12 protein-coding genes, 1 tRNA gene and 1 other annotated feature are annotated in these 14,145 nt (G+C 49.3%); all 13 genes read left to right on the top strand.

Annotation, left to right across the window (positions count from 1 at the left end):
* Positions 1-95 precede the first annotated feature (95 nt).
* The 13 genes from ispF (at position 96) to LC508_RS10300 (ending at position 14,140) form a co-directional block, all read left to right on the top strand.
* On the top strand, positions 96-629 hold the full coding sequence (gene ispF, locus LC508_RS10360; protein WP_278308725.1) for a 2-C-methyl-D-erythritol 2,4-cyclodiphosphate synthase: 534 nt from the start codon (positions 96-98) through the stop codon (positions 627-629).
* Between the two features lie 26 nt (positions 630-655).
* Positions 656-2,209, top strand: a complete 1,554-nt coding sequence (locus tag LC508_RS10355; protein WP_054352568.1) for an ABC-F family ATP-binding cassette domain-containing protein — start codon at positions 656-658, stop codon at positions 2,207-2,209.
* Positions 2,210-2,431: 222 nt separating this feature from the next.
* Positions 2,432-3,766 carry an NADP-specific glutamate dehydrogenase gene (gene gdhA, locus LC508_RS10350; protein ID WP_033142576.1) on the top strand — a complete coding sequence of 445 codons (1,335 nt, stop codon included), beginning with the start codon at positions 2,432-2,434 and terminating at the stop codon, positions 3,764-3,766.
* A 251-nt stretch (positions 3,767-4,017) separates the two neighbouring features.
* The gene (locus LC508_RS10345; protein ID WP_033142577.1) at positions 4,018-6,108 is read left to right on the top strand and encodes a two-component system response regulator; all 2,091 of its coding nucleotides are present in this window, start codon (positions 4,018-4,020) and stop codon (positions 6,106-6,108) included.
* 51 nt (positions 6,109-6,159) lie between these two features.
* Positions 6,160-6,373: a binding site (T-box leader), on the top strand.
* A 63-nt stretch (positions 6,374-6,436) separates the two neighbouring features.
* Positions 6,437-7,108, top strand: coding sequence for a serine O-acetyltransferase EpsC (gene epsC, locus LC508_RS10340; RefSeq protein WP_103732416.1), 672 nt, complete (start codon positions 6,437-6,439; stop codon positions 7,106-7,108).
* A 4-nt stretch (positions 7,109-7,112) separates the two neighbouring features.
* Positions 7,113-8,519, top strand: coding sequence for a cysteine--tRNA ligase (cysS, locus tag LC508_RS10335; RefSeq protein ID WP_033142579.1), 1,407 nt, complete (start codon positions 7,113-7,115; stop codon positions 8,517-8,519).
* Positions 8,504-8,953: a Mini-ribonuclease 3 gene (locus tag LC508_RS10330; RefSeq protein WP_033142580.1), complete on the top strand. Its 450-nt coding sequence runs from the start codon at positions 8,504-8,506 to the stop codon at positions 8,951-8,953. The genes cysS and LC508_RS10330 overlap by 16 nt, the downstream gene beginning before the upstream one ends.
* Complete coding sequence (gene rlmB / locus LC508_RS10325) at positions 8,928-9,677, top strand: 23S rRNA (guanosine(2251)-2'-O)-methyltransferase RlmB (protein ID WP_033142581.1); 750 nt, start codon at positions 8,928-8,930, stop codon at positions 9,675-9,677. Before LC508_RS10330 ends, rlmB begins: the two co-directional genes overlap by 26 nt.
* A 3-nt stretch (positions 9,678-9,680) precedes the next feature.
* Entirely contained in the window at positions 9,681-10,265 is a 585-nt protein-coding gene (locus LC508_RS10320) for a sigma-70 family RNA polymerase sigma factor (protein WP_033142582.1), read from the top strand.
* Between the two features lie 273 nt (positions 10,266-10,538).
* A complete protein-coding gene (locus LC508_RS10315; RefSeq protein WP_033142583.1) occupies positions 10,539-11,852 on the top strand; it encodes a hemolysin family protein in 1,314 nt (437 codons plus the stop codon).
* A 56-nt stretch (positions 11,853-11,908) separates the two neighbouring features.
* Positions 11,909-12,883, top strand: coding sequence for a D-2-hydroxyacid dehydrogenase (locus tag LC508_RS10310; protein ID WP_033142584.1), 975 nt, complete (start codon positions 11,909-11,911; stop codon positions 12,881-12,883).
* 198 nt (positions 12,884-13,081) lie between these two features.
* Positions 13,082-13,154, top strand: a tRNA-Thr gene (locus LC508_RS10305).
* A 440-nt stretch (positions 13,155-13,594) separates the two neighbouring features.
* Positions 13,595-14,140 carry a D-lyxose/D-mannose family sugar isomerase gene (locus LC508_RS10300; RefSeq protein ID WP_103732026.1) on the top strand — a complete coding sequence of 182 codons (546 nt, stop codon included), beginning with the start codon at positions 13,595-13,597 and terminating at the stop codon, positions 14,138-14,140.
* Positions 14,141-14,145 lie beyond the last annotated feature (5 nt).

Below are 14,145 nucleotides of genomic sequence, written 5' to 3'. Positions count from 1 at the left end.
CAGACAAGCGCAGGGCCGGATAGTTACAAATCGAGCATGCGGGCAGTCTGTCCGCAGAACAGATAAAACGACCGCGGGAAAGGAGAACCACTATGATACGTGTAGGTATGGGATATGATGTACACAAACTGGTAGAGGGAAGGGATTTGATACTTGGAGGCGTGAAGATTCCCTGGGAGAAGGGACTTCTGGGGCATTCCGACGCGGATGTGCTGCTGCATGCCGTTATGGACGCACTTTTGGGCGCTGCGGCCCTTCATGATATCGGCAGGCATTTTCCGGACACGGACCCAAAATACAAGGGGGCATCCAGTATGAAACTGCTGGCGCATGTGGGAAAGCTTCTGGAAGAAAACATGTATGTGATCAATAATATTGATGCCACCATCATCGCGCAGAAGCCCAAGATGCTGCCCCATATAGATAAAATGACAGAGAACATCGCGGAGGTCCTGCATCTGGAGACAAACCAGGTCAATATAAAAGCGACCACAGAGGAGGGACTCGGCTTCACGGGAGCCGGCGAGGGGATTTCTGCCCAGGCCATCTGCGCGCTGACTGACGCAAGGGATTTGATGCCGGATGACCGCACAGGCGGCGGCTGCGGCGGATGCTGCCAGCGGCAGTAATAAACAACAGGAGAGGATCAGGAAACATGAGTATTTTAAACGTAGAACATCTGTCCCACGGCTTCGGTGACAGGGCTATTTTTCAGGACGTATCTTTCCGCCTTTTAAAAGGCGAGCATATTGGCCTTGTGGGTGCCAATGGGGAGGGAAAATCCACTTTCATGAATATCATCACCAACAAACTGATGCCCGATGAGGGTAAGATCGAGTGGGCGAAGAATGTCCGGGTTGGCTATCTGGACCAGCACACCGTGCTGGAAAAAGGCATGACCATCCGTGATGTGCTGAAATCCGCATTTGCCTGGCTTTTTGAGATGGAGGAGAATATGAATTCCATCTGCGACCGTATGGGGGACGCCTCTGAGGAGGAGCTGAACCAAATGATGGAGGAGCTGGGCACCATCCAGGATATGCTCACCATGCACGATTTTTATATCATAGACTCCAAGGTGGAGGAAGTGGGAAGGGCACTGGGACTTTCAGACATCGGGCTGGACAAGGATGTGACGGATTTGAGCGGCGGACAGAGGACCAAGGTGCTTCTGGGCAAGCTGCTGCTGGAAAAACCGGACATTCTGCTGTTGGATGAGCCAACCAACTATCTGGACGAGGTGCACATTGAATGGCTGAAACGGTATCTCCAGGAATATGAGAATGCGTTCATCCTCATTTCCCATGACATCCCCTTTTTGAATCAGGTGGTGAACCTTATCTATCATATGGACAATCAGCAGCTTAACCGGTATGTGGGGGATTATGACCACTTCCAGGAGGTCTACGCAGTGAAGAAGGCCCAGCTTGAGGCGGCATACCAAAGGCAGCAGCAGGAAATCAGTGAGCTGAAGGATTTTGTTGCCCGCAATAAAGCCCGTGTGGCTACCAGAAACATGGCCATGTCCAGGCAGAAGAAGCTGGATAAGATGGATGTCATTGAGCTGGCAAAGGAAAAGCCGAAGCCGGAATTTCATTTTCTGACAGCCAGGACACCCAGCCGTTTTGTGGTGGAGACAAAAGAGCTGGTGATCGGCTACGAAGAGCCGCTGTCAAAGCCTTTGACTCTCACGGTGGAGAGGGGAGAGAAGATTGCCCTTGTGGGTGCCAACGGCATCGGCAAGACCACACTTCTTAAGAGTATTCTGGGCCTGATCCCCGCGCTGTCCGGCAAAGTACATCTGGGTGATTATCTGGAGATTGGCTATTTTGAGCAGGAGATGCCCCAGGGAAATAAACGTACCTGCATTGAGGAAATCTGGGAGGAGTTCCCCGCCTATACCCAGTATGAGGTGAGAGCAGCCCTGGCAAAATGCGGTCTGACCACAAAGCATATCGAGAGCCTGGTGCGGGTACTGAGCGGCGGGGAGCAGGCCAAGGTCCGCCTCTGCAAGATTTTGAACAGGGAGACAAACCTGCTGCTTCTGGATGAGCCTACCAACCATCTGGACGCGGATGCCAAGGCAGAATTAAAGCGCGCCCTAAAGGAATATAAAGGGACGATCCTCATGGTATGCCACGAGCCGGAGTTCTATGACGGCCTGGTTTCCAAGGTATGGGACTGCTCAGAGTGGACGACCAGAATCTGACATTTGTTTTGTATTGTCAATACGCTACAAATAAATCACTTTAAATAGAAGAAGTATATGACACTTTCACGAAAGAAAGATTCACTTTTCTTTGGAAAAGTCCGGAAAAAGTAAAATTTATGAAAAAATCTGCAGGAACTAAAAATAAAACTTGCAAAATCTGGCAACAGGTTTTATAATAACCTACATAAGTTTTACACATATCACTATAGGAGGATCGTCATGTCATACGTAGATGAGGTAATTGAATCAGTAGTTAAGAAAAATCCAGGTGAACCGGAATTCCATCAGGCTGTCAGAGAGGTCCTGGAGTCCCTGAAACCTGTTGTTGAAGCAAACGAAGAAAAGTACCGCAGAGAAGCACTGCTGGAGCGTCTGGTTGAGCCGGAGCGCGTGATCATGTTCCGTGTACCGTGGGTAGATGACAACGGCAATGTGCAGGTGAACAAAGGTTACCGCGTACAGTTCAACAGTGCCATCGGACCGTACAAGGGTGGTCTCCGTTTCCATCCGTCCGTATATCTGGGAATCATCAAGTTCCTGGGATTTGAGCAGATTTTCAAAAACTCACTCACCGGACTTCCCATCGGCGGCGGCAAAGGCGGTTCTGATTTTGATCCGAAAGGAAAATCAGACAGAGAGGTTATGGCATTCTGCCAGAGCTTCATGACAGAGCTGTACAGACACATCGGTGCAGACACTGACGTACCTGCAGGTGATATCGGTGTAGGCGCAAGAGAAATCGGCTATATGTTCGGCCAGTATAAGAGAATCCGCAACGCTTACGAAGGCGTTCTCACAGGAAAGGGCCTCACATACGGCGGTTCCCTGGTGAGAACACAGGCTACGGGATACGGTCTGTTATACCTGACAGAAGAGCTGCTGAAATTAAACGGCAAAGAGCTGGCCGGCAAGACCGTTGCTGTATCCGGCGCAGGAAATGTTGCCATTTACGCTATTGAAAAAGCATACCAGTTAGGTGCAAAACCGGTGACCTGCTCCGACTCCGCAGGCTGGATCTATGATCCCGAAGGCATTGACCTGGCAGCGTTAAAAGAGATCAAAGAAGTAAAACGTGCCCGTCTGACGGAGTACAAGAACTACAGACCGAATGCAGAATACCACGAGGGCAGAGGTGTGTGGAGCGTAAAAGTGGATGTTGCCCTTCCTTGCGCGACACAGAACGAGCTGCAGCTTGAGGATGCAAAACAGTTGGCAGCTAACGGATGCTTTGCAGTATGCGAGGGCGCCAACATGCCTACCACACTGGAAGCTACCGAATATCTGCAGGAGAACGGCATTATCTTCGCACCGGGCAAAGCTGCCAATGCAGGCGGTGTTGCCACATCCGCACTTGAGATGTCCCAGAACAGCGAGCGTCTGAGCTGGAGCTTTGAAGAAGTGGATGCAAAATTACAGGGCATCATGGTTAACATCTGCCACAACATGGTAGATGCAGCTAAGAAATACGGCCACGAGGGCAACTATGTAGTCGGTGCCAACGCAGCCGGATTTGAAAAAGTTGCAGAAGCAATGCTCGCTCAGGGCATCTGCTAAGTTTTGTGATTTGAACAGCCTTCCTTGAAAATAAAAATACAAAAATCAGCCTCTTGTAAGAAACGGGTGCAGAATCGCAGGATTTTGTACCCGTTTTTGTCCGGAAAAATCTTGTTTGCAGGCGTACTGTGAGCTATAATAAAAGATAGTGAGGACTGCAGAGAAGATGCAGGATATGATAGAAAGATTCTGCAGGGCACCAAAAGCTTTTGAGAACAGACAGGAGAAAAACGAGGAAGGGTTATAAACAGATGCAGAGAGAAAAGACCATGCTGATTGCAGATGACGTAGAATTGAACAGAGCGCTCCTGGAGAATATCTTTGATGACGAGTACAGCATTCTTCAGGCTGCAGACGGAGTGGAAGCCATGGAGATCCTTCGCAGCCAGCCGGTGGATGTTGTCCTGTTGGATATTGTCATGCCGCGCATGGACGGGTTCGAGGTCCTGAAAACCATGAAGGAGGAGGAGACACTTTCGGGTATTCCGGTCATCATGGCAACTTCAGAGAAGGAAAATTCGGAGGAGCGGGCCCTGTTGCTTGGGGCGGACGATTTTATCAACAAGCCGTACCGGGCCATGGTGGTAAAAAAGCGTGTAGAAAATATTGTGGTTAAGCATATTCTGGAGCGGAAACGGCTGGAAAATGCCCTTTTTGAGACCAGGAATGAATTGAACTCCCTGATCGACTCTGTCCCGGGCGGCATTGGTGTCTGGAAGGTGACGGATAAGGTGCAGGTGGAGTATTTTAATGACGGATTCTGCCGGCAGTTCGGCTATGACAGGGAGGAGTTCCAGGAGAAATTCAGCAGTGATCTGACTGCTCTGTGGGTTGGCGGCGATACAGAATATATTCTTAACCGGCTGCGGGAAAACAAGGACAGTAATGACAGGATCTCCCTGGTCCATCAGGTGAGAAGAAAGGACAAAAGCCTTCGGTGGTTCAGTCTGAATGCCCTGAAATACAAGGTGGAGGACGGGGTACCTGTCTTCCGCATCGTGAATATCGACGTGACGGAGAGCAGGGAGAATGAACTTCTCATTGAGCAGAAGAATGAGGAGCTCAGGTACCTGCTGGATCATGATGCCCTCACAGGCCTTTATAACCGCTCCACTTTCTGTCGGAAGACCGCGGATTTCCTGAGACAGAATCCTGAGGGGACCTACAATATGGTGCAGTTTGATATTGAGCGCTTTAAGGTGATCAACGAGCTTTACGGCAATTTTATGGGAGACAGGATACTGCTTCTGATTGCCGAGGGGCTTCAGAAATGCCTGAAAAGTAAGGGGACCTACGGAAGACTGGAGGCAGACCATTTTGCCGTATGCCTTCCGGCAGGGACAGAGGAGCTGCAGCAGGTGCGGGACCAGATGGAGAAAAGCCTGGCGTCTGTGAAGATAGAGCAGAAGATCAATCTCTATTACGGGGTTTACACCATAGAGGACAGGGGCATGTCCGTGGATCTCATGTGTGACAGGGCAAACCTGGCCCTGCGTACAGTCAAGGGAAATTCAAACCGTGCTTACGCAGTGTACAATGACGAGCTCCATCAGGTCGTTTTAAGTGAGCAGCAGCTTACCAACTCCATGGAGGAGGCGCTCCTCCAGAGGCAGTTCGAGGTTTATTACCAGCCGGTGGTGGACCTGAACACAGGAGATGTGGTGAGCGCTGAGGCGCTGGTGCGGTGGAACCATCCGGAAAAGGGTATGGTATCGCCCGGATTTTTCATTCCGTTTTTTGAGCATAATGGCTTTATCATCAAGCTGGACGCCTACATCAGGGAGGAAGTCTGCAGGAACATGATGGAGCTCAGGCGCCGCGGCTTAAGAAACATTCCGGTGTCTGTAAATGTATCCAGGCTGGAGTTCTATGATCCCAATCTCTGCAGAAGCATCATAGACCTGACAGAAAGGTACCGGCTGGAGCCGCAGATGATGCGGCTGGAGATTACGGAGAGTGCCTATACGGACAATCCCCAGCAGCTTCTGGCAGCCATGAAGGAACTGCAGAACTACGGGTTCCAGGTGCTGATGGATGATTTCGGGAGCGGATATTCCTCTCTGAACATGCTGAAGGATGTGCCTGTGGATATCCTGAAAATGGACATGAAATTCCTGGAAGACCAGGGGATCTCCGGCAGAGGCCCTGAGATCCTTGCCTCCCTGGTACGCATGGCAAAAAAACTGGGCATGCGCACCATTGCAGAGGGTATCGAGACGAAGGAGCAGGGAGATTTTCTGCGCTCTGTGGGATGTGAATACGGACAGGGCTATTACTATGCAAGACCTATGCCGGCAGATTCCTTTACCAGTCTGCTGATGGCAAGAGAAAACGTAAAGTGAAAAAATCCATTGACAAACAGTCCATTTATGCATAAACTAGAGAAAGATATGGAAAAAGCTGTGAACGGAAAGAGTAACCTGGGAATTTTTACAGAGAAGGACAGTCACCGGCTGAGAGCTGTCCGAAAAGGAAAAGGTGAAAGTGCATCCGGGAGCTGACCTGCCTGTCATACGGGAAGGTCCGTGTACCTGCGTTAAAGGTGTGAGCGGGGGACTGATGTCCTCAAATAGAGTGGAACCGCGGAGTGATTTCTTCGTCTCTATATGGCAGTAACAGCCATATAGAGGCGTTTTTTATTCCATATTTACCATAGAAAGGAAATAAACCATGGGATTTGTCAAACATATAAAAGAAGAATTTCAGGTTATCCGGGAAAGGGACCCGGCCATCAAAACGCCGCTGGAAGTCCTTCTGTATCCCAGTTTCCGGGTCATGATCCAGTATAGAAGGGCGCATAAGCTCTATGAAAAAGGCCACTATTTCCTTGCCAGATGGATTTCCCAGAGGGCAGCCAGAAAAACAGGTATTGAAATCCATCCCGGGGCAAAAATAGGAAAGGGACTGTTTATTGACCACGGCACCGGTGTTATCATCGGTGAGACAACAGTCATAGGCAACAATGTGACGCTTTACCAGGGCGTGACCCTGGGCGGTACCGGCAAAGAGACCGGCAAGCGCCATCCCACCCTGAAGGACAATGTGATGGTAAGTGCCGGGGCGAAAATACTGGGCTCCTTCACCATTGGGGAAAATTCCAAAATCGGTGCGGGAAGCGTAGTGCTGGAGGAGATTCCTCCCAACTGTACCGTAGTCGGTGTTCCGGGCCGTATTGTGAAGCGGGAGAACCAGAAAGTGCCAAGAAGTGATATGGACCAGGTTCATCTGCCTGACCCGGTACTGGAGGATATCAGAAAACTGCAGAGTGAGAATGAACACCTGAAGTCAAAGCTGCAGAAGCTGGAATACGAACTTCAGGAATTAATAGAAGAAAAGGAGTAGAGACATGAAGATTTACAATACCCTGACAAAGAGAAAAGAAGACTTCGTTCCCCTGGAGGAAGGAAAAGTAAAAATGTATGTGTGCGGCCCTACCGTATACAATTTTATCCACATCGGAAATGCCAGACCCATGATCGTCTTTGACACAGTGAGGAGATATATGGAGTACAAGGGATATGAAGTAAACTATGTATCCAATTTCACGGATGTGGATGACAAGATCATTGCAAAAGCCATCGAGGAGGGTGTACCTGCGGAAGAGATCTCCGAGCGCTACATCAAAGAGTGCAAAAAGGATATGGCTGATATGAATGTAAAGCCTGCCACCACACATCCCCTGGCAACCCAGGAGATCGACGGCATGATCGACATGATCCAGACGCTCATTGACAAAGGATTTGCCTATGCGGTGAACGGCACTGTCTACTTCCGGGTAAAGAATTTCAGCGAGTATGGAAAACTCTCCCACAAGAATCTGGATGACCTGCAGTCAGGATTCCGTTCTATCCAGGTATCAGGGGAGGACCAGAAGGAAGATCCCCTTGACTTTGTTCTCTGGAAGCCGAAAAAAGAAGGGGAGCCTTACTGGGTATCACCCTGGAGTGAGGGAAGGCCGGGCTGGCACATTGAGTGCTCTGTCATGTCTAAAAAATATCTGGGCGAGGAGATTGATATCCACGCAGGTGGTGAGGACCTGGTATTCCCGCACCACGAGAATGAAATTGCCCAGTCTGAGTGCTGCAACGGCAAAATCTTTGCAAAATACTGGATGCACAATGCATTTCTGAACATTGATAACAGAAAGATGTCAAAATCTCTGGGCAATTTCTTCACGGTCCGTGAGATCGGCGAGAAATATGACCTGCAGGTACTGCGCTTTTTCATGCTGAATGCCCATTACAGAAGTCCTTTAAACTTCAGCGCCGAGCTGATGGAGGCTTCCAAGAATGCGCTGGACCGTATTGTGACCTGCGTGGACCAGTTAAAGCATCTGCTTGAAAATGCCCGGGATGAAGAGCTTACGGAGGCGGAAAAGGCGCAGCTTCCGGAAATCGAAGGCCTTGTGAAGAAATATGAGGAGTCCATGGAAGATGACTTCAATACAGCAGATGCCATTGCGGCTGTTTTTGAGCTTGTAAAATTCACCAACACCCAGGCGGGAAGCGGCAGCACAAAAGCATTTGTAAAACTGCTCTTTGACAAGATCACAGGCCTGTGTGATGTACTTGGCCTGATCGTGAATAAAAAAGAAGAAGTGCTGGACTCTGTAGTGGAAGGCCTGATCGAGGAGCGCCAGGCAGCCAGAAAAGCAAAAGATTTCGCGCGGGCAGATGAGATCCGTGACCAGCTTGCCTCCATGGGCATCATCCTGAAGGATACAAGAGAAGGTGTACAATGGAAGAGAGCTTAAGAAAGTTAAAAGACATGTTCTGTCTGGAGGATACGGATATCAGAACGTATTCTCCCCTGACCCTGGCTTATATCGGGGACGCTATCTACGAGCTGGTGATCCGCACCATACTGGTGGAAAAGGGCAATACACAGGTGAATAAACTGCACAACCGGGCAAGCAGGCTTGTAAAGGCCTCTGCCCAGTCCTCCATGATCGAGAAGCTGAAACCGCATCTCACAGAGGAGGAGGCAGCCGTATTCAAGCGCGGCAGAAATGCGAAATCTTATACCATGGCGAAAAATGCCAGTATGTCAGATTACAGAAGAGCAACCGGTTTTGAGGCACTGATGGGATATCTGTATCTTACGGAGCAGTGGGACAGAATGCTGGAGCTGATAAAAACAGGTTTGGAAGAAGGAGAAGCAGATGGAAGAGAAATTCCAGGAGAGTAAAGTAGAGGGCCGCAATGCAGTGCTGGAGGCATTCCGTTCAGGCCGCGTGGTGGACAAGCTGTTTGTGCTGGAGCGATGTGAGGACGGTCCTGTCCGCACAATTTTGAGAGAGGCGAAAAAGCACGATACCATGGTGCGGTTCGTGAAAAAGGAGCGTCTGGACCAGATGTCAGAGACCGGAAAACACCAGGGAGTCATTGCCATGACAGCGGCCTATGACTACGCGGAAGTGGATGATATTCTGAATAAGGCCAGGGAAAAGGGAGAGGCTCCCTTTGTGGTGCTCCTTGACAACATCGAAGATCCCCACAACCTGGGAGCAATCATCCGTACTGCCAATCTGGCAGGCGCCCACGGAGTGATCATACCGAAAAACAGAGCAGTGGGCCTTACCGCCACCGTTGCCCGCACCTCAGCGGGAGCCCTGAATTACACGCCCGTGGCGAGAGTGACCAACATTGCCAGGACCATAGAGGAGCTGAAAAAAGAAGGACTGTGGTTTGTCTGCGCAGATATGGGCGGCACCAGCATGTACCAGCTTGATTTGAAAGGGCCGATCGGTCTTGTGATTGGAAATGAAGGGGAAGGCGTATCCCGTATGGTTAAGGAGAAATGCGACTTTGTGGCATCCATACCCATGAAAGGTGATATTGATTCCCTGAATGCTTCCGTGGCTGCGGGAGTATTGGCTTATGAAATTGTGAGACAGCGGCTTTTGGGATAAAATATGGATAATTACGAACAGTTTACGGACGAAGAATTGATTGAGCGGCTGAGGGACGGTGAGCAGGAGCTGGAGGACTATCTCATGGAGAAATACAAGGGGATGGTACTGAAAAAGGCCCATGCCATGTTCATTGTGGGCGGCGAGCGGGAGGATCTGATCCAGGAAGGCATGATCGGCCTGTTCAGGGCCCTGAGAGATTACCAGCCGGGGAAAAGCGCCACCTTCGCCACCTTTGCCAACCTGTGTGTGGAGCGGCAGATCTATAAGGCCATAGAAATGTCGGGAAGGCTTAAAAATAAGCCGCTGAACTCCTACATTTCCCTCAGCGAGGAGGAAAGTCCCATTCTGGACAGTCTGGCCTTTGAGCAGCAGGACCCTGAGGCCATTGTCATTGACAGGGAGAACGTAAATGTCATGCAGGAGAAGATCCGGCAGCATCTGAGCCGTTTTGAAACCCGGGTGCTGGACGCTTATCTGGAAGGTATGACCTACACCCAGATCGCGGAGGCTATGGGGAAAAGCCCCAAGTCCATTGACAATGCCCTGCAGAGAATCCGGGGGAAGATCAGGGAATTCTTAGAGTGAACAGTCACAAAAGAACAGCATTGACAGGTGCGCGTTTTAGTGGTATCTTAATACACAATAAGAGGAAAGGATGTGATTGCGCACATGGAGGATAGCGACGATAGTGATAGTGCATTTAGCAGATTAGCTGCCCCATGTCGTATTATGGATAGATAAGGCGTGGTCTGTATACGGAGAGATCCGGATACAGGCTGTGCCTTTTTGTGTTTTTTCATACTTCCCATACAGATGGGGAGAAAGATTCCATAATACGATTTCAGGAGGTATAGGATAATGATAGGAGCTTTACTTTTACAGGTTGTTTTGATATTTTTAAATGCGACTTTTGCCAGTGCGGAGATCGCGGTGATCTCTATGAATGAGACACGGCTGCGCAAGCTGACTGCGGATGGGGATAAGAGGGCTGTGAAGCTGTCTGCCCTGACGGAACAGCCCGCCAGGTTTTTGGCCACCATTCAGGTTGCCATCACGCTGGCAGGACTGCTGGGAAGTGCGTTTGCAGCGGAAAACTTTGCCGGACCCCTGGTGGGGTGGCTGACGGCAGCAGGGGTGGCCATTCCGGAATCCGTGCTGAAATCCATTGCCGTATTTTTGATCACACTGATACTGGCTTATTTTAACCTGGTATTCGGAGAGCTGGTTCCAAAGCGTATTGCCATGAAAAAGGCGGATTCCATGGCGCTGTCCATGTCGGGCATGCTTTATGGAGTGTCCAGGGCATTTGCGCCGCTGGTATTTCTCTTGACAGTATCCACGAACCTGATCCTGAAGCTGATGGGTATTAACCCGGAGGAAGAGGAGGAGAAGGTTTCTGAGGAGGAGATCCGTATGCTTCTCATGGAGGGAAATGCCCAGGGAACCATTGATGCCCGGGAAAATGAGATGATACAGAATATATTTGATTTTGACGATATGGATGCGGAACAGATCTGTACCCACCGTATTGATGTGGATGCGCTGTATCTGGAAGATGATATGGCAGAGTGGGAGGATATGATAAGACGTACCCGCCATTCCTTTTATCCTGTGTGCGGTGAGAGCTGTGACGATATTGTGGGGATTTTGGATACCAGAGATTATTTCCGCATGGAGGACAGATCGCGTGAGGCTGTCATGGCGCAGGCTGTGGATAAGGCCTGGTTTGTGCCGGACGGCATGAAGGCAGATGTGCTTTTTTCCAATATGAAGAAGAACAGGACATATTTTGCCGTGCTGGTGGACGAATACGGCGGTGTCTCCGGCATCATCACGCTTCATGACCTGATGGAGGCCCTGGTAGGGGAGCTGTGCGAGGAGGAGGAAGCGCTGCGCCCCAGGGAAATTGAGAAGATCAGCGACAAGGAGTGGAAGGTACAGGGCTGTGCTCCGCTGGACGATGTGGCGGAGGCGCTGGGTGTTCATCTTCCCACAGACACGTATGACACATTCAACGGATTTATCTGCAGCATCATAGGAAGGGTGCCGAAAAACGGCGAGAGATTTGAATGTGAATTTTCAGGCGTGCGGGTCTTGGTCCACTCTGTGGAAAATCACAGAATCGGCACTACCACACTCCATTTGATTGACGAAAATCCTTTGCCCTGTTAAAATAGTAATAATTAAAACATTAAAGTGTTACAGCAGAAAGAACGGGAGGTAGCAACATGAGGGAAAAAACAATTCTGGTAGTGATACCTGTGAGAGAAGAACATAGAGAGCTTCTGGAGGAGGCGGCACCGGGGAATCATTTTGTATATTCCTCGATCAGGGAAGTGAGCAGGGAGCAGGTGCAGGAGGCGGATATCATTCTGGGAAATGTCCCGGCAGATAAAATCGGAGCTTCCAAAAAACTACAGTGGCTGCAGTTAAATTCTGCCGGAGCTGACGCCTATACAGGCCAGGGCATTCTGGATGAAAATACAGTTGTCACAACAGCAAACGGAGCCTACGGAAAGACTGTTTCCGAGCATATGTTTGCCATGCTGTTAGCCATGCAGAAGAAACTGCATCTCTACCGTGACAGTCAGAATAAGCATATCTGGGACGAACACGGAACCGTGACTTCCATTGCGGACTCTACAGTGCTGATCTTCGGAATGGGGGATATCGGCCGCCACTTTGCCAAGATGGCCCATGCCCTGGGCGCTTATGTCATTGGGGTGAAGAAAAGTCCGGGAAACTGCCCGGAGTACATTGATGAGCCGCATCTGATGAAGGACTGCAGAGAACTGCTGCCTCATGCCGATGTGGTGGTCTCCTTCCTGCCCAGTACACCGGAGACGAGGGGCCTGTTTGACAAGGAACTGTTCCATCTCATGAAGCCGGGTGCCTTCTTTTTGAACGGCGGCCGCGGCGATGCGGTCTGTACAGAGGACCTCTGCGATGTGCTGGATGAGGGCCGTCTGGCAGGCGTGGCCCTGGACGTGACAAAACCCGAGCCGCTTCCGGCTGACCACAGACTGTGGGATTATCCCAATGTATTTATCACGCCCCATGTGTCAGGCTTCTATCACCTTCCGGAAACCCTGGATAAGGTGGTAAATATCTGCACAGAGAACCTGAAACGGTACATGCAGGGACAGAAGCTCAGAAACATCATGGATTTCCAGGCAGGCTACTGCAGCGGAAACAAAAAATAAAGCGCTGCATTGATAAACAGCAGTGACAATATGACCTGTGCGGTGCACAAACCGGGCACCGCACAGGGGGCATATTACACCGTTCTGGCTGCTGCGACAAAAAAATAAAAAAGTTTTCAAAAATATCTTGACATTTGACACAACTTTTGTTAGAATTCTTAATTGTGATGACGAGTTACACAGCACATCACTAGGAATGCTGCCTTGGCTCAGTTGGTAGAGCGTCGCCTTGGTAAGGCGGAGGTCGGCGGTTCAAATCCGCTAGGCAGCTCGATGAAAACCCTTGAATTTTCAAGGGTTTTTTTATTTGATTTCTTCTTTCATTATCTGCCGAATGGCTTCTAAATCTTTTGCTTCCAGCATAAGATACCTCCTAAATTCATTTTTGTTTCCTGAGCATAACATGACTAAAACTTAATCCATTATCTGTCTGCTGCATTGAAACTACAGTGCATTTGCATATTCAGATTAAAATAGAGAAAAAGGATTACATTGCCTGTGTCAAATGACACAAATGGTAAAAATTGGAAAAAATAAAATATGTAGAAAATTTAAGTATAAAATTGTGGAAAATTCATAATTGACCGGCATAATTAATTGTGATAATATGCAGTTATAAACAAAAAAGTTCGTTTTTATAGATGCATCTGAAAAATGAATGGTAACAGAACTAAAGAAAAGTTAGTGTCATATGACACAAAGGAGAAGGAAATGAAGAGAAGCGATTATGACAAGATCAAAAAGGAAGGTTTGGAACTGATGAAAAAAGCCGGTATCTATCTGACACCGGAAGAACAGGAAAGGATGGAGGTTACGGATTTCGGCCTGAATGATCCTTACCACGAAGGCCTTATGCTGCATGTATATGTAAATACAAAAAGATGCTGTGCCAAAGAACTGCCCATGCTTCCCGGACAAATCTGTGCAGAGCACAGGCATCCGCCGCTGGGACCGGAAAATCCGGGAAAAGAAGAGACTTTCCGTTGTCGTTATGGTGAAGTATATGTTCATGTTCCCGGAGAGCCCACCGAGAATCCGAAGGCGAAAATTCCTGATGGGAAAGATGACGTTTATACTGTCTGGCATGAGATTGCTCTGAAACAAGGAGAGCAGTACACCCTGGCACCTAATACAAAACACTGGTTCCAGGCAGGGCCGGAGGGAGCAGTTGTCTCAGAATTTTCATCCTACAGTGATGACGGCACAGATGTCTATACGGATCCTGAGATTTCAAGATTTACTACAATAGAAGACTGAGAAGC

The sequence above is a fragment of the Blautia parvula genome (assembly GCF_020215665.1).
Taxonomy (GTDB): domain Bacteria; phylum Bacillota; class Clostridia; order Lachnospirales; family Lachnospiraceae; genus Blautia; species Blautia celeris.
The sequence above is the reverse complement of the archived record's forward strand: the minus strand, read 5'-3'. Positions and strand labels throughout refer to the sequence as shown.